The sequence below is a fragment of the Thalassobaculum sp. OXR-137 genome, assembly GCF_034377285.1.
In the GTDB taxonomy this organism is placed as follows: Bacteria; Pseudomonadota; Alphaproteobacteria; order Thalassobaculales; family Thalassobaculaceae; genus Thalassobaculum.
The window spans coordinates 1,357,248-1,376,332 of sequence record NZ_CP139715.1 but is presented as its reverse complement, the minus strand read 5'-3'; the positions used below and the strand labels follow the sequence as shown (position 1 = coordinate 1,376,332).

Annotated in this window: 15 protein-coding genes and 1 tRNA gene; 6 read left to right on the top strand and 10 right to left on the bottom strand. The window is 67.5% G+C overall.

Annotation, left to right across the window (positions count from 1 at the left end; translation table 11 throughout):
* Positions 1-62 precede the first annotated feature (62 nt).
* Positions 63-1,496: a PLP-dependent aminotransferase family protein gene (locus T8K17_RS06530; protein ID WP_322333693.1), complete on the top strand. Its 1,434-nt coding sequence runs from the start codon at positions 63-65 to the stop codon at positions 1,494-1,496.
* Here the strand turns inward: T8K17_RS06530 and T8K17_RS06525 are convergent.
* From T8K17_RS06525 to T8K17_RS06505, 5 genes are all read right to left on the bottom strand, one after another.
* The gene (locus tag T8K17_RS06525) at positions 1,493-4,576 is read right to left on the bottom strand and encodes an efflux RND transporter permease subunit (RefSeq protein ID WP_322333692.1); all 3,084 of its coding nucleotides are present in this window, start codon (positions 4,574-4,576) and stop codon (positions 1,493-1,495) included. The two genes, T8K17_RS06530 and T8K17_RS06525, sit on opposite strands and share 4 nt — an antisense overlap.
* A 15-nt stretch (positions 4,577-4,591) precedes the next feature.
* A complete protein-coding gene (locus T8K17_RS06520) occupies positions 4,592-5,776 on the bottom strand; it encodes an efflux RND transporter periplasmic adaptor subunit (RefSeq protein WP_322333691.1) in 1,185 nt (394 codons plus the stop codon).
* Entirely contained in the window at positions 5,776-6,912 is a 1,137-nt protein-coding gene (locus T8K17_RS06515; protein WP_322333690.1) for a cyclic nucleotide-binding domain-containing protein, read from the bottom strand. Before T8K17_RS06515 ends, T8K17_RS06520 begins: the two co-directional genes overlap by 1 nt.
* A 194-nt stretch (positions 6,913-7,106) precedes the next feature.
* A complete protein-coding gene (locus T8K17_RS06510) occupies positions 7,107-7,709 on the bottom strand; it encodes a class I SAM-dependent methyltransferase (protein ID WP_322333689.1) in 603 nt (200 codons plus the stop codon).
* 20 nt (positions 7,710-7,729) lie between these two features.
* Positions 7,730-8,671, bottom strand: a complete 942-nt coding sequence (locus tag T8K17_RS06505) for a fatty acid desaturase (RefSeq protein ID WP_322333688.1) — start codon at positions 8,669-8,671, stop codon at positions 7,730-7,732.
* A gap of 194 nt (positions 8,672-8,865) precedes the next feature.
* Here T8K17_RS06505 and T8K17_RS06500 point away from each other — a divergent pair, with 194 nt between their 5' ends.
* A complete protein-coding gene (locus tag T8K17_RS06500; protein WP_322333687.1) occupies positions 8,866-10,020 on the top strand; it encodes a glycosyltransferase in 1,155 nt (384 codons plus the stop codon).
* Here T8K17_RS06500 and galE read toward each other — a convergent pair.
* From galE to T8K17_RS06480, 4 genes are all read right to left on the bottom strand, one after another.
* Positions 9,957-11,036: a UDP-glucose 4-epimerase GalE gene (galE, locus tag T8K17_RS06495; RefSeq protein ID WP_322334937.1), complete on the bottom strand. Its 1,080-nt coding sequence runs from the start codon at positions 11,034-11,036 to the stop codon at positions 9,957-9,959. The genes T8K17_RS06500 and galE overlap by 64 nt on opposite strands.
* Before the next feature lie 31 nt (positions 11,037-11,067).
* Positions 11,068-11,709, bottom strand: coding sequence for a DUF6962 family protein (locus tag T8K17_RS06490; protein WP_322333686.1), 642 nt, complete (start codon positions 11,707-11,709; stop codon positions 11,068-11,070).
* Positions 11,710-11,838: 129 nt separating this feature from the next.
* A complete protein-coding gene (locus T8K17_RS06485) occupies positions 11,839-13,584 on the bottom strand; it encodes a B12-binding domain-containing radical SAM protein (RefSeq protein WP_322333685.1) in 1,746 nt (581 codons plus the stop codon).
* A 52-nt stretch (positions 13,585-13,636) separates the two neighbouring features.
* On the bottom strand, positions 13,637-15,382 hold the full coding sequence (locus tag T8K17_RS06480; protein ID WP_322333684.1) for a B12-binding domain-containing radical SAM protein: 1,746 nt from the start codon (positions 15,380-15,382) through the stop codon (positions 13,637-13,639).
* Between the two features lie 349 nt (positions 15,383-15,731).
* Here T8K17_RS06480 and T8K17_RS06475 point away from each other — a divergent pair, with 349 nt between their 5' ends.
* Positions 15,732-17,018 carry a hypothetical protein gene (locus T8K17_RS06475; RefSeq protein ID WP_322333683.1) on the top strand — a complete coding sequence of 429 codons (1,287 nt, stop codon included), beginning with the start codon at positions 15,732-15,734 and terminating at the stop codon, positions 17,016-17,018.
* A 35-nt stretch (positions 17,019-17,053) separates the two neighbouring features.
* Here the strand turns inward: T8K17_RS06475 and T8K17_RS06470 are convergent.
* Positions 17,054-17,140 (bottom strand) — tRNA-Leu (locus tag T8K17_RS06470).
* A 161-nt stretch (positions 17,141-17,301) separates the two neighbouring features.
* On the opposite strand from T8K17_RS06470, the gene T8K17_RS06465 reads away from it, so the two are divergent.
* The 3 genes from T8K17_RS06465 to T8K17_RS06455 are packed head-to-tail and all read left to right on the top strand — an operon-like array spanning position 17,302 to position 18,989.
* Positions 17,302-17,883, top strand: a complete 582-nt coding sequence (locus T8K17_RS06465) for a YqaA family protein (RefSeq protein ID WP_322333682.1) — start codon at positions 17,302-17,304, stop codon at positions 17,881-17,883.
* Entirely contained in the window at positions 17,871-18,359 is a 489-nt protein-coding gene (locus T8K17_RS06460; RefSeq protein ID WP_322333681.1) for a disulfide bond formation protein B, read from the top strand. The genes T8K17_RS06465 and T8K17_RS06460 overlap by 13 nt, the downstream gene beginning before the upstream one ends.
* Positions 18,360-18,362: 3 nt before the next feature.
* Entirely contained in the window at positions 18,363-18,989 is a 627-nt protein-coding gene (locus tag T8K17_RS06455; RefSeq protein ID WP_322333680.1) for a demethoxyubiquinone hydroxylase family protein, read from the top strand.
* Positions 18,990-19,085: the final 96 nt, after the last annotated feature.

Here is a 19,085-nt window from a genome sequence, read left to right as displayed (position 1 = left end):
GTGCAATACAATTTGCACGAACTGTTATGGTCTATATAGCCGCACAACCAGGAACCGACCGGATGGATCTCGCCCAGCCCCGCACACTCTCCCGCGCACCGGCGGCCCCGGAACCCACGCGGATCGAGGCGGTGATGTCCGCCATTCGCTCCCGCATCGCCGCCCGAACCCTGCTGCCGGGCGCCCGCCTTCCGTCGATCCGCGCCCAGGCGAAGACGATGAAGGTCTCGGTGTCGACGGTGGTGGAAGCCTATGAGCGGCTGGCGGCGGAAGGGGTGATCCGCTCCCGCCCCGGGGCCGGGTTCTATGTCTGCGGCCCGGTCGCCCCCCTCGCCCTGGCGGAGATCGGCCCGAAGCGGAACCGGGAGGTAGATCCGCTGTGGATCTCCCGCCAGTCGCTCGACGCCGACGAGCGCACGCTCAAGCCCGGCTGCGGCTGGCTGCCCTCCTCCTGGATGCCGCAGGAGGCGATGCGGCGCGCGGTCCGGACGAGCGCGCGGGGAGCGGCGGCCACCCTGTCGGATTACGGCACTCCCCTCGGCCTGCCGGCGCTGCGTCAGGTCCTGGTGCGGCGCATGGCCGCCCTGGGTATCGCCGCGACCCCGGACCGGGTTCTGCTGACCGATTCCGGAACCCAGGCGATCGACCTGATCTGCCGGTTTCTGCTGGAGCCGGGCGATACCGTGCTGGTCGACGACCCCTGCTACTTCAATTTCCACGCGCTGCTGAAAGCCCACCGCGCCCGGGTGGTCGGCGTGCCCTACACCCCGGTGGGGCCGGATGCGGCGGCGTTCTCGGCCGCGCTGGAGACCCACCGTCCGCGCCTCTACATCACCAATTCGGCGATCCACAACCCGACCGGCGCGACCCTGTCCCCGGCCACCGCTCACCAGGTCCTGACCCTGGCGGAGCGTGCCGGGCTGGTCATCGTGGAAGACGACATCTTCGCCGATTTCGAACTCACGCCCGCGCCGAGATTGGCCGCGTTCGACGGACTGAACCGGGTGCTTCATATCGGCAGCTTCTCCAAGACCCTGTCGGCATCGATGCGCTGCGGCTTCATCGCCGGCCGCGCCGACTGGATCGACAGCCTGTGCGACCTGCGGATCGCCACCAGCTTCGCCGGCAGCCGGCTGGCCGCCGAGACCGTCCTGTCGGCCCTGACCGACGGCGGCTATCGCAGACATATGGACGCGGTACGCCTGCGCCTTGCCGCGGCAATGGACACGACCATCGACCAACTGGCGGCGCTCGGGATGACGCCGTGGATCCGGCCCCAGGCGGGCATGTTCGTGTGGATGCGCCTGCCGGACGGCGCCGATTCCGCCGCCGTCGCGCGGCACTGTCTGGCAGACGGCGTCGTCCTGGCGCCCGGCAGCGCATTCAGTCCGTCGCCCGTCGCCGCCGGCTACATGCGCTTCAACGTCGCCCAGTCAGCGGATCGGAAGATCGTCGACAGCCTGGCGCGCGCCCTGGACGCCACGGCCTCGCCCTAGCGGCGGAACCTGTTCGTCAGAACGAAGACCGGAGGGACGAAGAACAGCGCGAGCATGGTCGCCCCGATCATGCCTCCGGAGACCGCGATCGCCAGTGGCGGCCAGAACAGGCCGCCCCAGATGATCAGCGGCAGGAAGCCGCCGACCGTCGTCACCGTCGTCGACAGCACATGACGGGTGCCGTCCATCACGACCCTCTGGGCGGCGCCGAGATCGCCGGCCATGGCGCCGGGATCGTGGCGGAGTGCCGACAGGACGACGATGCTGTCGTTGATCGCCAGCCCGACGAGCCCCATGCATCCGACCACGGCGATGAAGCCGAGAGGGATGCCGAATATCCATAGCGACAACAGGCCGCCGCCGACGCTGAGCACCGCAACCGCCACGATCACCGCGGCGGCCCGGAAGGAATTGAAGGCGAGCACCAGGGATCCGACCAGCAGGACCGCCAGGGTCCCGAAGACGCTCGACAGATTGGACTGGGCCTCTCCGCTCTTCTCGGTCTCGCCCCCGAAGGTCAACCGATAGCCGGGCGGCGTCCGGAAGTCGCTGTCGGCGAGGCGCCGCTGGAAGTCGGCGAGCGCGACGCTCGGCAGGCTGAAGGGCTTCACGAAGGCCTGCACGGTGTTCGTGCGTTGGCCATCCCGCCGGGTGATCAGCGGGGTTTCCGGGATTAGCTCGAAACGGCCGAGCGCGGCCAGCGGAACGCTGGCGACGGTGCCGTCGGCGGCCGCGCCCGCGGCACCGGGGATGGTGGCGCTGGCGATCCGGTCGATAGACGTACGGTCCGCCTCGGCGGCACGCACGCGGACCGGCAGTTCCTCGGTTCCTTCGACGATCGAACCGCCCACGACGCCGTCGAGGGTGGTGTCCAGGGCCGTCGCCAGGTCGATCGGCGAGAACCCGGCGAACGCCGTTTCGTCCCGGTCCGGCTGCAGCATGAGGCGCGGGCGGCCGCCGGTGATCGTTGCCCGGGTATAGGTGACGTTCCGGGTCTCGCTCAGGATCCGCCGGACCTGCTCGCCGAGCTCGCTCAGCACGCCGATATCCGGCCCGGCCAGCCGGACCTCGACCGGAGCGCCCGTCGGCGGACCCTGCTCATAGGGCAGGGCCAGGACGAAGGCATTGGGCAACGCATCGCTCAGGCGCGCCTGCAGGGTTCTCAGGATCTCGAAGGTGGCGTCCGGCGAGACCGTGTCGACGAAACCGGCGGCGAAATTCGGCGCCGGGTCGTCGGCCAGCGCGAGGTTGTAGAAAACCCGGGGCGGGCTCTCGCCGAGGAAGAACACGCTCTGGCGAACGCCGTCGTACTCGCCCAGGATCCGGCGGATGGTCTGGACGGCCTCCTCCGTCTGCTGCAGCGATGCGGTGTCCGCGATCTTGAGCTGGATCTGGAACTGGTCGCGGTCGACCACCGGGAAGAACTGCGGCACCAGGTTCCCCGCCGCGACGAACCCACCGACCGGAATCGCGATGGCGGCCGCGATGCCGAGCCAGGGCCTGGCCAGGCTCGCCCCGATGATCCTGCTGTAGACGCGCGACACCCTGGGCAGCGACAGGCCGTTGCGCAGGAAGCTGCGATCCGTCCCGGCCTGGACGTCGCGCCCACCCGACCGGTCGAGAAAAGCGGCCACCGCCGGAAGCAAGGTCACGGACAGCAGGAACGAGAACGCCACCGACAGGATCACCACGAGTCCGAGCGACCCGACGAACTCGCCGGCGGCACCGGGCAGGAGCACCAGCGGCAAAAAGGTCAGCCCCGTCGTCGCCGTGGACGCGAGCAGCGGCACGAAGAGCCGCCCCACGGTGGCGTGGATCGCCGGCCCGCGGTCCAGCCCTTTGCGCCGGGCCTTCTGATACTCGTCGATGCTGACGATCGCGTTGTCGATCAGAAGCCCCAGCGCGATGATGAGCCCGGTCAGCGACACCTGGTGCAGCGGCACCTTGAACAGGCCGAGCACCAGCATCACGGCCAGAACCGACAGGGGCAGCGCGGAGGCGACCAGCAGGGCGGCGCGCCATCCCATGCTGACGAACAGAACCGCGGTTACCAGGGCGGCACCGGCAAGGAGGTTGACCAGAAGCGAGCCGAGCCGCTCGTCGGTCTGGCGGCTCTGGTCGAAGATGGTTTCGGCGCGCACGCCGTCCGGCAGGGTCTGCCGATACCGCGTCAGGAGGTCGTTCAGGCCTTCGACCCAGCGGTCGACCCGGCGCCCGTCTGCCATCTTGATCCCGACGACGACGGCCGGCTGGCCGCGCACCATCGCCCGGGTGGCCTGCGGTTCGCGCAGGAGTTTCGAGACTTCGGCCACGTCGCCGACCCGCAACAGCTCGCCGCTGGCGGAGCGATGCAGCGGGGTCCGCCGGATCCGCTCCAGGCTGTCCAGCTCGCCGTCGACCTCCAGCACCAGGTTGTTCCGCGCGCCCTGCATCTGCCCGGCGGCGACCTTGACGTCGGCTGCCCGGATGGCGTCGGCGATGTCCTGGGTGGTCAGGCTCTTCGCGGCCAGCACATCGAGCGATACGCTGACCTCGACTTCCTCCTCCGGCAGGCCGAACACCTGCACTTCGCGGGTTCCCTGGTAGGCGACCGTCTGCTGCTCGAGTTCCCGGGCGAGCCGCCGCAGCAGCCCGAGCTCGACCGGTTCGTCCAGGTCCCAGGTCAGGGCGACCAGATAGGTGAACGCCGCCGTCGTTCCCACCGTGACGTCCGGAACGGAGGCGCCGGCGGGCAGTTGGACGGAGGCCACCTTGGAGCGGATCAGCGTCCATACCGGGGCAGTATCGGTGACCTGATCCTCGAGTTCGATATAGACGACGGAGAAGCCGGACTGCGATCGCGAGTTCACGCTCTTGATTTCGTCGACCTCGTAGAGCGCGGCTTCGATCTTCTCGGTCACCAGCGCCTCGACCCGCATGGCGCTGGCGGCCGGCAGGTAAACCTTCACGTCGCCGACGCGCGGCGCCACCTCCGGATCTTCCTGGCGCGGCATCGTATCCAGCGACGACAGGCCGCCGATCACCAGCAGACCGATCACCAGGATTGTCAGCCGGGGCCAACGGAAGAACAGGTCGCGCATCGGCCGCTCCGACCGCTACGGCTGGGGTTGGGCGAGGCGCACGATCTGGCCCGGCACGATCCGATGGACGCCGTCGGCGACGATCAGGTCGCCGTCGGCGATCGCCCCGCGCACGAACACCCGGTCGGTCTCGGTCTGGAGCACCTCCACGTTGCGCCGGACGGTGCGGTAGAGGGCGGGCTCGTCTTCCGTCCGCACCAGCGCCAGGGCGTCCCAGAGTCCCCGTCTCCCGCCGACGAGGGCCCCCAGAGGCAGCCAGTAGCCTTCGTCCGCGACGAATTTGGTGACATCGAGGATGGCGAGCTCGCCGGAACGCAGGCGGGTCCCGTCCAGCCGGCCTTCGATCACGAACAGGGCCGGCACGGTTCTGGTCGCCAGGTCGAGGGCCTCCAGAACGGCCCGCAGCCGCCCGCGGTAGGCTTTGCCGAAGATCTCGATATCGTAGGTCGCCTCGGTCTCGAGTTCCCCGGCGATGGCGGGAGGAACGCCGATCCGCACCTCCATGACCGAATCCTCCAGCAGCCGCAGGACCGGGGTCGCGGAACCCAGCGCCACGCCCTCGTCCACCATCCGATCGACGACGATGCCGTCGAAGGGGGCCACGATCTGCGCCAGGGAGATATCGGCATCCGCCGCCGCGACCGCCGCCTGCGCCTGCTTGATGGCGGCGCCGTTCGCATCCAGCATGGCCCGGAGCGCCTGTTCCTCGAACCTCGCCTCGTCATAGGCCTGGCGGGAGACGTTGTCCGAGCGCAACAGGTTCTTCTGCCGCTCCGCCGTGATCTTCGCGAGCGCGAGCTTGGCCTCGGTCTCCTTGTAGGTGGCCCGCGCCAGCGCCTCTTCTGCGATCAACCGCTGCCGGTTCGCCTCCAGGCGCGTCGCGTTCAGGCGGGCGAGAACCTCCCCCTTGCGGACGCGATCCCCCTCCCGGACGAGAACGGCGTCGAGGAGCCCCGACGTGTCGAACCCGAGATCGCTGGTCCGCCGGCCGACGACCCGTCCGACATAGCGTCCGCGCACGTCGTAGCCGGAGACCCGGTGCACCGTCGTCGCGACGACCGGCAGGGGGGCGACGGGCGCCACGGCGTCTTCCGCCTGCGCCGGCGCCGGCCGGTACGCGGCAAGCGACACCGTCAGGAGGATCGCCGCGGCCAGGAAGCCGAGCGGTATCTCCCGTCCGAAGGTGCCGCGCGCGCCCACTACAGCATCCCGACCGAAAAGGCGCATGCACCCAGGAAGAAGTGCAGCAAGGTCACGCCGAAGATGTTCTCGTGCCGCAGATAAAACAGACCGAAGATGATGCAGCTCACGATGGTGACGATCACGGCCGTCAGACCGAAGTGAATGTGGAAAACCCCGAACATCGTGCTCGTCAGGATGACGGTTCGCACGCCCCGGCGGTCATTGAGAAAGCGCAGCACCGCGGACTGCATGAAGCCGCGCGCGACGACCTCCTGCAGGAACGAGTGCAGGAAATAGGCCGGCGTCTCGCTCCAGTTCGTCGAGACGCGCAAGTCCGGTATCGCGTCGGTCATGCGCGACCCGACAACGATCGCGGCGGTCAGCGCGACCGCGGCAAGCGACAAGACGGTGCCCTCGGTCAGGGATTTTCGCAGGCCCTTCGTCGTCAGCCCGATCTGGCTCATCGGGATCTTCATCAGCCAGACCACGATGAGGCTCGGGATCAGCAGGACCAGAAGATACTGCCAGGCGAACAGCTGGGTGTTGATGTCGACCTTGAGAATCTGCGTGGAGATCACGTTGTTCGCGACCATCGCGATCGAAAACAGCGTGATCGTGAACAGGAAGAACATCCCGAACTGCTTCTGCGACCGCACAAGCTCGAGCTGGTGCTGCAGTGTCGCCACGTGCAGTTCGGTGCCGACCCGCAGACGCTGGACCACGGCGATGCCGACGCTGGCCCGCAGATTGTCGTAGAAGTGGTCGCCGCCCTCGACCTCGAGCAGGTCGAACGGATGAATCCGCAGCAGCGTGCAGTCGACCTCGGCACGCGCATTGAGCTGCCGGACACCCCCGTCGAGGAACGACATCTCGCCGACGATGTCGCCTTCTCCCAGTTCGAGCACCGGCCACTCGGCGTCGTCTTCGCCGCCGGCCTGGTAGCTCGTGATCTGTCCGGATTCGATGATGTAGAGCTCGTTGCTCTGCTCGTCCTCGGTGAACAGCAGCGTACCGGCCTTGACCTCGACGCGCTGGCCGACCTGGTACATGACTTCCCGCGTGTCCGGGGCCAGCATTTTCAGGGTTAATGTCGGACGCTTCTGGTTTTCGGCGGGTCGTTCATCGACCATCGTCGGGAGCACTTCTTCGGTCATGCCATCACATTACAGTATTCTGATCTACGGCCGCCAACGACTACTTCAGCAGGATCAATGAACGGAAGCCAGCCCGACGCTGCACGCGGCCTCCTGCAGTCCCGGTGACTGACCGGACAATAGCGGATGACGGCCCGAAGCCAAGTCCGGCGAGGCGCTCCTGCCGAATTGACGGCGCGACGGCCCGGGGCCGGTCAACCGGGTTCGAGCACGAACACGACCTGCTTCACCCGGTCCCACGCGCTGTAGCGGAAAGTTTCCGTGCTGGTCAGCCGCGCACCGGCCGCGTCGAACACCGACAGCCACTCTTCCATCCGCAGAAAGTTATAGGGCAGCGCGATGCCGTAAGCCCGATTGCCGAGGTAGTCCGAGACGGCCAGCAGCGTTCGATCCCACCGCGTGATCCAGAAGTGGTCCTTGATCACGACCTTGCGGCTGGCGACCCGCAGCGCCTCCCGGATCGGCGCGGCCGGATCCTCGCAGTGATGCAGGACGTCGATCAGGGTGACGGCCTCGAACGCGTCGTCCGCAAAGGGGAGACGGCGCCCGTCATAAGGGCTCACGGGGATGCGCGGCGCCGGCTGCAGGACGACATCGACGCCGACGACCGAGAGCGTCGGAACGAGATCGGCGACCCTCCTTGCGATCTCACCGTCGCCCGAGCCGCAATCCAGGGCCGTCCCGACGTCGCCGAGATGGTGCGCGAGACGCGGGGGCAGGTGCCGCAGCCGGGATCGTAAGGACATCCACCGGTCCCAGGCGGCCAGCGCGCCCTCGACGGAAGTCCGGGACGGCATGACGCTGGGCTCCGGCGCTGTCAGCGGACGGTCTCGGAACCCGGCGCACGCTCCGGAATGCCGCGCACCACATCCCAGATCGAGACCACGTTGCGCCGGTATTCCGGGTCGGTCGCCTTCAGCTCGGCATGCAGGGCCGGAAGATGGTGATAGGGGACCCCCGGGTACATGTGGTGGGCGGTGTGGAACTGCAGGCCGATCGGCTGCAGCAGCCAGGCCAGCGGCCACTCGACGGTGAAACTGTCTTCGATCTGGTCCTTCTTGTCGGACGCCTCGACGCGCCGCTCCATGCGGTGCTCCAGCGGAATCCGCCAGGTGGTGATGTACCAGACGCCCGTGACGATCGCATAATGCAGCGGCAGGGTTTGCGGAGACAGATAGGCATAGGCCGCCCACAGGACGAGGTAGTAGCGGCTCAGCCAGGCCACCCGGCCCCGGTATTTTTGCGGCAGCACCGACCCGGTCGGGACGTCGCGGCGCATCAGGAACCGCTCGATGGCTTCCTCCGCGGCGATGCCGCCGAAGCTGCAGGTGAGCATCTGGATCACGCTGAGGATCGGCATGATCGGCGGGACGAGGATCATGATCAGGACGAAGACCGGCAGGTTGTTTCGCATCAGCAGGTACTGCGGATCGTCCTTCGTGCGAAAGATTCCGACCGTGTGATGAGTCAGGTGCGGCCGGATGAACCGGGCCGAGGGCACCAGCGTGAGCGCCCCGACCGTGAGGTCCCAAATCGTCGTGAACGTGCGCAGCCTAAAATTGCCGCTCTGATGCGTGATCTCATGAATGAAGAAGGCGGCCCGGTGCAGCGCCACCGTGGCGACGAGGGCCGCCAGCACGCAGACGATGCCGTCGCTGTACACGGCCCCCGCGAATCCTGCCGCGAAAACCGCCAACGCCAGCAGCAGGTCGCGGTAATAAACTGTCAGGTCGAGCTCGAAATACTTTCTGTCGATCATCCCGCGTCCTGTCTATCGCCCTGCCCTGCCATAGACCGGCGCCGGTCGCCGGCAGTGTCACCGCGTCGGTCGTCTCGAGTATAGTCCGCGCCGCAACCGGCGGCATCGTCACTTTGCGACGGACCGCCCGCCGTGACAGATTCTCGAATGGGTTGGCGATGCGGTTGGAGCAATCGCAAGCCGGAGGGTGGCGAATGTACGACTATGACGTCGCGGTGACCACGACCGCGAGCCCGCCTTGGCTGACCGGGCCGGCCTATCTGTCGCTTTGGCAGGCCTGCGGGCTGGCGGAGCTGGGCCTGCGCGTGGCGTATGTGGTGCCGTGGGTCCCGCCGGCCGGCCAGGCCTGGCTGTGGCGCGGCCAGACATTCGCGACGCCGCAGGAGCATCTGGAGTGGCTGGCGGCGGAGATCCGGGGGATGGGACGCCCGGTCGTCCCGGATCTCTTTCACTACGATGGCCACCTGTCCCGGGTCCTGCGCAGCATCGTGCCGCTGGAAGATGTGTTCCGTGCCGCGCCCTCGGCCCGGGTCCAGGTGCTGACGGAGCCGGAGCATCTGTGCTGGTATCCCTGGGCGACGCCACGCCCGCTCGTGGAAGCCGAGACCGTGGTCGGCATCGTGATGACGAATTACGACTACTACATCAGCCGCCAGGGAGGACTCGCGGGCCGGATCGTCGCGCCGCTGGCCAGGTGGTTCCACAGGCACCGGATCCGGCGGCACACCGACTGGACGGTGTCCCTGTCGCCGGCGGCCGAAGTCATCACCAGGGGGCATCCGTTGCGCCATGGGAGGGTGACCGGCGTTCTGCCGCACTATGCGGCGGTCCCGCCGGTCCAGCCAGGGTCCGGAGGCGCCTATTTCGTCGGACGGCTCGTCTGGGATAAGGGGCTTGAGACGGTCGTTCGGGTCGCCGCCCGGATGAACCTTCCGATCGACATTCTGGGCGAAGGGCCGGACGGCGCAGCCATCTCCGCCCTGGCCCGCGAGTTGGATGCGCCCGTGAGCTTTCTGGGCCCGAGCCGGACGCCGTGGACCCACCTTGATCGCTATCGGGTGTTCTTCAACCCGTCGCTCAGCGAGAACATGTGCACGACAACCGCCGAAGCGCTTGTGGCGGGGCGCCATGTCGTGATGCCGGAGTGCACCGGCAACGAGCCCTTCAAGGCCTATCGCAACGCGCATTTCTATTCCGATGCCGAGGGAGCGGTGGCCGCGTTGACCCGCGCGATGACGGAAGATCCGCTCCCGCCGGACGACTCACGCCGTGAATTCGACTGGCTCTATGCCTGCCGGACCTTGGCGGGGCTGTGGGAGGACGCCGGTCCGCGCTTGCCGAGCGGATGAGCCTGCGGACCCGCGGCCAGCACCGGAACCGCACGCCTGTCGGCAAGCGGGCGCTCCATCCAGGCGTGCGCCGTCGCGATCATGTCCACGGGCTCCGTCATCCGAGGCCGCCATCCCAGCACGCGTCCGGCCTTTTCGTTGGACGCGACGAGGATCGGCGGATCGCCCGGGCGCCGAGGTCGGGCGACCCGGGGAACCGTCCGTCCGGTGGCCCGTTCGACCGCGTCGATCAATTGCAGGACCGAGGTGCCGCAGCCGGTGCCGAGATTGACGACCGTGCTGGCGCCGCCCTGCAGCAGATAATCGAGTGCGGCGACATGCGCTTCCGCCAGGTCGCTGACATGGACATAGTCCCGGATCGCGCTGCCGTCCGGTGTCGGGTAGTCCGTGCCGTAGATATCGAACTGCGGGATCCGGCCGGTCGCGGCCATCAGCAGCAACGGAATGACGTGGGTTTCCGGATCGTGGGATTCGCCCGCCTCGCCGTCCGGGTCGGCCCCGCCGGCGTTGAAATAGCGCAGGCAGAGCGATCGGTGCCCGTATGCCTGCCCGTAATCGGCGATGATTCGTTCCATCATCTTCTTGCTGGCGCCGTACGGGTTCACCGGCTCCAGTGAACTCTCCTCGACGATCAGGGCGGTCGGCGGGCAGCCGTAGACCGCGCAGCTGCTCGAAAAAACCAGCGGGGCGACATCGTGATCCCGCATCGCATCGAGGATCGTCATGGTGCCGCCGATATTGATCCGATAGTAGACCGCCGGATCGACCATCGACTCGCCGACGCTGGCGATCGCGGCAAAATGCATGACCGCGTCAGGGCGGTACTCGCGAAAGACTCCATCGACACAGACCGGGTCGGCGATATCGCCGACCACCAGCGGCCCCCACCGCACCAGAGCGCGATGTCCCTGCGACAGGTTGTCGAGCACGATCGGTTCGTGTCCGGCACGGGCCAGGGCCTTGCAGGCATGGGAGCCGACATAACCGGCCCCGCCGGTGACAAGCACGCGCGCCATCAATGCTCCTCGAGGTGCAGGTGTCGGTGTCTCAAGCCGGTGCCTCACCGCTCCGGGTGCGCCGCAGCTTCAGGCCGCCCAGGAACAGCGCGAGCGCGGCCGGCATCAGGGCGACATGCATGGTCCCGTACAGGCCCAGGCCGAAAAATCCGTTCCCGCCGGAGAACACCAGCGACGACGCCGCGATGCTCAGAACGATACCGACGCACATCATCGACGACCCGCGCCCGGTCCGCAGATTGAAGAGGTGCAGCACGAGCGCAAGCAGCATGCCGACCGCGTTCATGGCGACCACGGCGAGCAGATCGTCGCTCGTCCAATTAACCCAGAGCGTGGCGGCCAGCGCGACCAGGCCGGCCGCGACCACAACCCGCGTCCACAACGACGACAAGAACTGACGGGCCGACGTGAGCAGCAGAATGACGGCACCAACGGCCAGGGTGGCCCGGGTGGCGAACTTCATCGCTCCATGGCCAGGGTGGTCGATCGGCTCGAAAAAGCCGTGGTCGATCGCGCCCAGCGCGGTCGCGATGCCGGAGACCGTGAGGTAGATCGCCCACAGCCAGGCAGGCGACCCGCTCTCGACATCCGTTCTGAAGGCCAGGCCCGCCAGAAAAAGCAGCTCGCAGGCCAGGATGACGTCGGTCAGGGAGGACAGGGCAAGATCAGTCATGATGCATCGGTCTGGTTGGGTGGGTCGCCGGGGCCGGACCAGCCGGCAACCGGGTCGGCCCGGAGGTTTCAGAAGGTACCGCGCGCCGCTTCGCCGCCTCGGCAACGGCATCGCCGCATTCCGACAGGATCATTCCGCGGCGGCCACCGGCGCCTGCGCCAGGGTCGGGGTCTCCTCGACTTCCGGCGTCGTCCGGATGCGGGTGTGAAGATCCAGACGGCCCCGCGCCCGCTCCACCCGCAAATACAGCTCCAACCCGTAGGCGTAGAGCAGCAGGCTCGCGATCCGGGTCAGCATGACGGTGTTCGTCGCGAACTGGCGGATCGCGTGTGGGATCGCAGCCGGACGCGGTAGGTTCGGCCGGCGGGACATCCGGTCGCGGAACCGCAGGCCGCCGCTGTCCAGCGGGTGCACCCGCTCGTAGCACGAGGCCGTATAGGCGCAGACGAACGTGCTGCGGATGATGTCGAGCTTGACGCCGTACCGCAGGGCGCGGGCGATCACCGTCTTCATGTACGACTTGGTGTAGAAGCGTTTCCAGGTGTCCCAGTACAACGCCTCCCACTCGTCCCGGGACATGATCGGATGGTCGACCACCGGGTGGACCGTATCGTAGCGGTTGAGGTCGTCGTCCATTACGACACCGGCCGCGACCGCGTGTTTATGGTCGGCGGAGCCGGGATGCGGGGTCAGCAGGAACGCGGACAGGATATCGACCGGGATCTCCTCCTGCAGGATCCTGACGTCCTCGGCGACGCGCTCGGGCGTATCGTTCGCCAGACCGACGATCATCGCGCCGTAGATCAGCACGCCGGCCCGGCGCCAGGTCATCGCCATGTCGTGCATCAGGTGGAGCTTGTTCTGTCCCTTGGCCGCGGCCTTCAGGTTGTCCGGCCGCACCGACTCGATGCCGATGAACACCCGCTTAACGCCGGCGGCTTTGCAGGCATCGACGAATCCGTCGATCCGGTAGGCCAGCGCGTCGACCTGGATCGCCACGTCCCACTCGACGTTGAGCTCGCGCTGCAGGCGCTCGAGGGTGGCCGTGACCTCCCGCCAGACGGGGCTCCGGGCGAAGTTGTCGTCGGTGACGAGGATGTGGCGCCCGCCATGGGCATGGCAGTCCCGCAAGTACGCCTCGATGGCCTCGGCATGGCGGTGCCGCATCTTCCGGCCGTGAAAGTTGATGATCGTGCAGAAGCTGCAGACGAACGGGCAGCCGCGTCCCGTCTCCAGGCCGTAGTGCCGCTCGACCGTCTGCGCGGCGAGGCCATGTTCGGCGCGCTGACGCGGGGAGACGCCGAGATCGGCGGGGCTGGCTAAGCGGTCGTAGAACGGCTTCACGCTGCCGGCGACGATGTCGTTCAGCAGCTCGTCGACATGCGGTTCGAACTCGCCTGCGAACAGGCTGGCGCCGGCTTCGGAGGCACCCGCGAAAGCCGGTTCCCAGTTCGGCACCATGGCCAGCGCCCCGCTGACATGGACGCCGCCGATGATGACCGGATAGCCGGCTGCGGCGAACGGGCGGGTGATGTCGAGGGCCCGGGGAAACTGGCTGGTCTGGACCGCCACCAGCAACACCGCGGCGTAATCGAACTCGGCCAGCCAGTCGATCAGCCGATCCGGGCGGACCACCTCGGTCACTTCGTCGATCAGGCGCCGCTCGATGTCGATATCCGGACCCACGGCCTGGCGGTCGGCGGCGTCGCTGATGACGCTGCCCATCACGGCCAGGGCGTTGTTGACCACGAACGAACGCCACCATTGGATGACATAACCGTCGTCGTCGTAGTGCGACGGCTTGATCAGCAACAGGCCGAGCCGTTTCTTGCTGGAGGATCGTTCGGTCTCAGGTTTGATCGATGTGACTGTCATCGGTACTGCCCCCGTTCGCGGCACTCTGGCTCGGCTACCGCCGAATAATTGACTATTCGGCGGCGATTGTCCCGGGCGACGGCGTTCCGGCGTCATGAGCCGGCGCGGGCACCTGTTCTTCGGGAATGTACCGGTCCAACCGGCCGCGACGCTGCTCCCACCTCAGGAACAGCTCCAGACCGTAGGCGTAGAGCAGGCGCACGCCGATCCGGGACAGGATCCACGTATTCCGCGTGAACTGGCGGATCGCATGCGGAACCGCCGGCGCTTTCGGAAAGCCTTCCCGCCGCGTCCGTCGGTCGCGGTACCGGACCGCCCCGGAATTGCCGGAATGCACCCGCTCGAAACAGGCCGCGGTATTGCTGCAGACATAGGTGCTGCGCAACGCGGCCATGGGCAGGCCGTGCTTCAGGCCCCGGGCGATGGTCGTGCGCAGATGGGGCAGCGTGTAGAACATCCGCCACGTGTCCCAATACAGCGCCTGCCAGACCTCCCGGCTCATCAGCGGGTGGTCGATCACCGTATGGACCGTCTCGTACCGGTTCAGGTCTTCGTCCATCGGGATGCCGACCGTGACCATGTCCTTGTGGTCGGCGGAGCCGGGCAAGGGGGTGTAGAGAAACGGCGACAGGATATCGACGGGGATGACGTCCTGCAGGATGCGGACGTCTTCGGCGATCCGTTCCGGCGTGTCGTTGGGCAGGCCCACGATCATGCCGGCATAGATGATCACGCCGGCGCGGCGCCAGGTCATGACCATGTCGCGGAGCTGGTGGAGCTTGTTCTGGCCTTTCCCCGCGGCCTTCAGGTTATCGGCCCGGACGGATTCCATGCCGATGAAGATCCGCGTCACCCCGGCTTCCTGGCACGCCTCGACGAAACCGTCGATCCGCACGGCCAGGGCATCGACCTGGATCGTCACGTCCCAGTCGATGCCGAGTTCCCGGCGCAGACGCGCGAAGATCCCGCAGACGTCGCGCCAGATCGGGCTGCGGGCGAAGTTGTCGTCGGTGATGAGCATGGTGCGGCCGCCGCCGGCGGCGCATTCGCGCAGATAGGATTCGATATCGGCCAGGGTGCGGTGACGCATCGTGCGGCCGTGAAAGTTGATGATCGTGCAGAAGCTGCACACGAACGGGCAGCCGCGGCCGATCTCGAGTCCGTAATAACGGTCGAAGGTCTTCGCCGCCAGGTCGTGGGTCGCCCGCTGGGTCGGCGCCTTGCCGAGATCGGCGTTGTTGGCGAGGTGGTTGTAGAACGGTTTGACGGTTCCGCTGACGATATCGGTCAGCAACGAATCGACATGGGGTTCGAGCTCGCCGGCGAACAGGCTGACATCCGCCTCTTCGACCCCGGCGAAGCCCGGTTTCCATCCGGGCGTCATCGCATAGGTCCCGCTGACATGGACGCCGCCGATGATCACCGGGTAGCCCGCGGCCCGGAACTCCGCCCCGATCGCCAGGGCCCGGGGAAACTGGCTGGTCTGGACCGCCACCAGCAACACCGCGGCGTAATCGAACTCGGCCAGCCAGCCCGTCAGTTCGTCCGGCCGAACGAACTGGACGACCTCGTCGAGCAGCCGGGTCTCGATTGCGATGTCCGGACCCAGGGCCTGACGGTCTGCGGCATCCTTGAACAGACTGGCGACGACGGCCAATGCGTTGGTGACGATGTAGGACCGCCACCACTGGATGACGTAGCCGTCATCGTCGTACTGGGACGGCTTGATCAGCAGCAACCCGAGCCGTTTGCGGCTTGCGGAAACCCCTTCGTTCGACGTAACCGGCAGCGCTGGCATCGGTGACTCCTCCTGGGACCAACTCCGGTCGCACCCTTCAAGGTAGCGACGGCGCCAGACCAGCCGGGTTAATCAGTAGCGGCATCGTAGTCTCAATTTTAGTATCCGGCGACAAAAACCCTTCAGTTCCAGCGCAGTGGGAGGTGTCCATCTGTCTCACTCCAGAGTCGGGAGGACACGCTATACTGCGCTACTGCGGGAACAGAAGGGACAGCGCGCAGGGTTCGACCGGTTTGACTGGATCGGGTGGGGCGCCGTCTGGAGGGGGTCGAATGAGGATTTGCGTGAGGCAGTTCGGTCACGGCACCGCGCTCGGATATCCGAATGCCGTCATGCTCGGATCGGGCCGATGAACGAGGCGACACCGGCGGGCCTTCCGACGGCGTCCGATGCAGCCGGCAGTCGCCACGTGGTCGTGGTCTACACCGATGCCGGCGGCGGCCACCGGGCGACCGCCGAGGCGCTTCGCGACATCCTGTGCGCGACCGGCGGATACCGTGTGACTCTGGTGAACGCCTACCAGGAGGTTCTTTCGGACCTCGACCTCTTCGCCCGGTTCACCTCGCGGACCGTCGAGGCGACCTACAACGACCTGATTCTGCGGCGGGGCCGGACCGGCCTTTTCTGTCTCGGCTTCTATGCCGGCGCCGTGCTGAACGTGGCCCTGCTCGGCAACAGGGGAAGGCAGGCGTTCGCCGATTTGTGGGAGCGCCTCGAACCCGACCTCGTCGTCTCGGTGCTCCCGGTCATCAACCATCTGATTGCGGACAGTCTCGCCGGATATCGGAAGGGTGGGGTCCCGTTCGCCGTGCTGATGACCGATTGGGCCGAGTTGAACCGGCATGTGTGGTTCCCGAAGGGCGATCGCTACTACGCGATCGCCGGAACCGATGTCTGCCACGACCAGCTGGTGCGCAAACGCCACCCCGCCGATCGCCTGTTCCCGATGTCCGGACTGCTGACCCGGCCGGTGTTTCTCGAAGCCAAGCCGGCGGATATCCCGGCGGCCCGCCGCGCGCTCGGTCTCGACCCGGATCTGCCGGTGGTGTGCATGCTCTATGGCGGTTACGGAAGTTGGCGGATGCTGGAGATGGCCGAGGCGCTGCGGGACTCGCCGCCGCGGGCTCAGGTGGTCTTCCTGTGCGGTCGCAATGATGCGCTGGCGTCAGCCGTCGCCGCCGCCCGCCTGCCGTTTCCCACCGTCGTGAAAGGCTTCACCCGCGAGGTTCACCGCTACATGGCCGTCGCCGACGTCTTCGTGGGAAAGACCGGTCCGCTATCGGTGAGCGAGGCGCTGGCCTTCGGCCTGCCGCTGCTGATCGACCGGGCGAACGTCCTGCCGCAGGAGCACGCGGTCCTCAAGTGGATCAAGCGGAACGGCGCCGGTGACGTTTTCTCGACACCGAAGCAGTTCGCCGAGACGCTGGCGTCGCTGCTGTCGGGCTCTGCCCATCACCGCGACAACACGTCGGATATGCCACTTCGCAACAGCGCCGCGAGACAGATCCCCGAGATCATCGCGGAGATCCTCCGGCGCGGTCCCGCCGGCGCCGCCCCCGCATTGCGGCGCGCTACCGCCGAGGAGCCCAGCTTCCCGATGGCCTATCCCAGCGCGGGCGAGCGTCCGAACGGCTAGAGCATCGCTGGTGGCGGCCGGCAGGGAGAGATCCGTGGTGCCCCCGGTCCGACTCGAACGGACACTTCCTTGCGGAAAACAGATTTTGAGTCTGTCGCGTCTACCAATTCCGCCACGGGGGCGCCGGGCGGGGCGCACTATGCCCAGAGCGCGACACCCGGTCAATCGGATCGCGCCCCAGATCGCGCCGGAGAGCGCCGCCTGGTCCCCCGTGCCATCTTGCCGCCCCACTCCCCGGCTGGTATCGCAGCGCGCATCGCCGACACCTGCCGAGGTCCGAGACATGCTCCGTCCCTTTTACGACTGGACCCTGCGGGTTTCCGGCCACCGGCACGCCGAGAGGTGGCTGGCGCTGGTGTCCTTCGTGGAAAGCTCGGTCTTTCCGATCCCGCCGGACGTGATGATGATCCCGATGATCCTGTCCGACCGCTCGAAGGCTTGGCGGATCGCGGCGATCACCACCGTCGCCTCCGTCCTCGGTGGCCTGCTCGGCTACGCCATCGGCGCGCTGTTCTTCGACGCGATCGGCCAGCCGATTCTCGAACTCTACGGCAAGGCGGACAAGTTCGACGCCTTCGCCGACATGTATAACGACTGGGGCGCCTGGGTCGTGTTCGGCGCCGGCGTCACGCCCTTCCCCTACAAGGTCATCACCATCGCCAGCGGTCTGACACGGCTCGACCTGCTGATCTTCATCGTCGCCTCGGTTCTGGCCCGCGGCATCCGGTTCTTCGCCGTTGCCGGCCTCCTCTGGTACTTTGGCCCGCCGATCCGCCGGCTGCTGGAAAAGCATCTCGGGCTGATCACCACCGTGTTCTTCGTGCTCCTGCTGGGAGGCTTCGTGGCGATCAAATGGCTGCTGTGACCCCGCTCTTCGTCGCCGGCGCCGCCGCGGCGGCCCTGATCGCCGCGCTGATCTCCCAGTACGGCTTCGACCTGCAGCCCTGCGTGCTGTGCATCTGGCAGCGCTGGCCCTATGTCGCCGCCATTCTGCTCGGTGTGGCGGCGGCCGCCCTGCGCCGCAACCGGGCGGCCGCGGCGGCGCTGACCGCCCTCGCAATCCTCGCCGTCCTGGTCTCCGGCGGCATTGGCGCATTCCATGTGGGGGTCGAGCAGGGCTGGTGGGAAGGCACGTCCGGCTGCGGCTCATTGTCCAGCACCGATGACCTGGCCGCCCTTCGCGCCCAGATCATGAGCGCCCCGATCGTGCGCTGCGACGAGATTGCGTTCTCGCTCTTAGGTATCTCCATGGCCGGATGGAACGTGCTCTTCGCGCTCGGGGTTGCCCTCGTGGCGGTCCGCGCCATGCTGAAGCAGAACGAAGTCCGACCGGGAGCCTGAGCCATGACCGACACCGCCCCGAAATCCGCCAACCCGAAATCCGCCAACCCGAAATCCGCCAACCCGAAGCCCGCCAGCCCGAAGCCTGCCGCCCGGCCCCGCCTGCCCGGCGACCTGTCCAAGCGCGCGCAGATCGACCGGATCCTGCGGGTCGACCATGCCGGCGAATTCGGGGCGCAGCGGATCTACGAGGGTCAGCTCGCGATCCTCGGCCGCAAGCCCTGCGGCAAGACCATCCGCCACATGAAGCAGCAGGAAGAGAAACACCTCGCCGCCTTCGAGAAGCTGATCGTCGAGCGGCGCGCCCGGCCGACCCTGCTGCACCCGTTCTGGAACGTCGCCGGCTTCGCGCTCGGCGCCGGCACCGCGCTGATGGGCGAGAAGGCGGCCATGGCCTGCACCATCGCGGTGGAGGAGGTGATCGACGACCACTACCGCCGGCAATACGAGTCCCTCGGCGAGGACGAGGCGGCGCTGAAGGAGACGATCGAGACGTTCCGCGCCGAAGAGGCGGAGCACGCCGATATCGGCCGCGAGCATGGCGGCGAGGAGACGGTCGGCTATCCGGTCATGCGCGCGGCGATCGCCGCCGGCTCCCGCCTGGCGATCTGGCTCAGCGAGCGGATCTGAGCGTCCCGGCCCGCCGCCTCGGGCATGCGGGCCGTCCCGGAGCGTGGTAGAAGGCGCCAACGCGGCCCGGCAGGGCCGTCCCCGTGCCGAGGTCGT